Raw genomic sequence first — 1,442 nt, forward strand, 5'->3', positions numbered from 1 at the left:
GGGGCTGTTCGTGGTTTCAGAACCAACACAGTGGACGCGAGCAACTGAGGACAAGCCCTCGGCCTATTAGTACCGGTCACCTCCACCCATTACTGGGCTTCCAGATCCGGCCTATCAACCCAGTCGTCTACTGGGAGCCTTACCCCATCAAGTGGGTGGGAATACTCATCTCGAAGCAGGCTTCCCGCTTAGATGCTTTCAGCGGTTATCCCTCCCGAACGTAGCCAACCAGCCATGCCCTTGGCAGAACAACTGGCACACCAGAGGTTCGTCCGTCCCGGTCCTCTCGTACTAGGGACAGCCCTTCTCAATATTCCTGCGCGCGCAGCGGATAGGGACCGAACTGTCTCACGACGTTCTAAACCCAGCTCGCGTACCGCTTTAATGGGCGAACAGCCCAACCCTTGGGACCGACTCCAGCCCCAGGATGCGACGAGCCGACATCGAGGTGCCAAACCATCCCGTCGATATGGACTCTTGGGGAAGATCAGCCTGTTATCCCCGGGGTACCTTTTATCCGTTGAGCGACGGCGCTTCCACAAGCCACCGCCGGATCACTAGTCCCGACTTTCGTCCCTGCTCGACCCGTCGGTCTCACAGTCAAGCTCCCTTGTGCACTTACACTCAACACCTGATTGCCAACCAGGCTGAGGGAACCTTTGGGCGCCTCCGTTACTCTTTAGGAGGCAACCGCCCCAGTTAAACTACCCATCAGACACTGTCCCTGATCCGGATCACGGACCCAGGTTAGACATCCAGCACGACCAGACTGGTATTTCAACGACGACTCCACCCATACTGGCGTATGAGCTTCAAAGTCTCCCAGCTATCCTACACAAGCCGAACCGAACACCAATATCAAACTGTAGTAAAGGTCCCGGGGTCTTTCCGTCCTGCTGCGCGAAACGAGCATCTTTACTCGTAGTGCAATTTCACCGGGCCTATGGTTGAGACAGTCGAGAAGTCGTTACGCCATTCGTGCAGGTCGGAACTTACCCGACAAGGAATTTCGCTACCTTAGGATGGTTATAGTTACCACCGCCGTTTACTGGCGCTTAAGTTCTCAGCTTCGCACGCCCGAAAGCGCACTAACCGGTCCCCTTAACGTTCCAGCACCGGGCAGGCGTCAGTCCGTATACATCGCCTTACGGCTTCGCACGGACCTGTGTTTTTAGTAAACAGTCGCTTCTCGCTGGTCTCTGCGGCCACCCCCAGCTCGGAGAGCAAGTCTCCTCACCAGTGATGGCCCCCCTTCTCCCGAAGTTACGGGGGCATTTTGCCGAGTTCCTTAACCATAGTTCACCCGAACGCCTCGGTATTCTCTACCTGACCACCTGAGTCGGTTTAGGGTACGGGCCGCCATGAAACTCGCTAGAGGCTTTTCTCGACAGCATAGGATCATCCACTTCACCACAATCGGCTCGGCATCAGGTCTCAGACTT

At 56.1% G+C, this 1,442-nt stretch carries 1 rRNA gene (running past one end of the window); it reads right to left on the reverse strand.

Going from position 1 to position 1,442, the window contains the following annotated elements:
• Positions 1-46 precede the first annotated feature (46 nt).
• Positions 47-1,442 (reverse strand): 23S ribosomal RNA (locus tag ACIHIX_RS47845) (it continues 1,801 nt past the right edge of the window).

The organism is Streptomyces sp. NPDC051913 (assembly GCF_044593635.1).
Classification (GTDB): Bacteria; Actinomycetota; Actinomycetes; order Streptomycetales; family Streptomycetaceae; genus Streptomyces.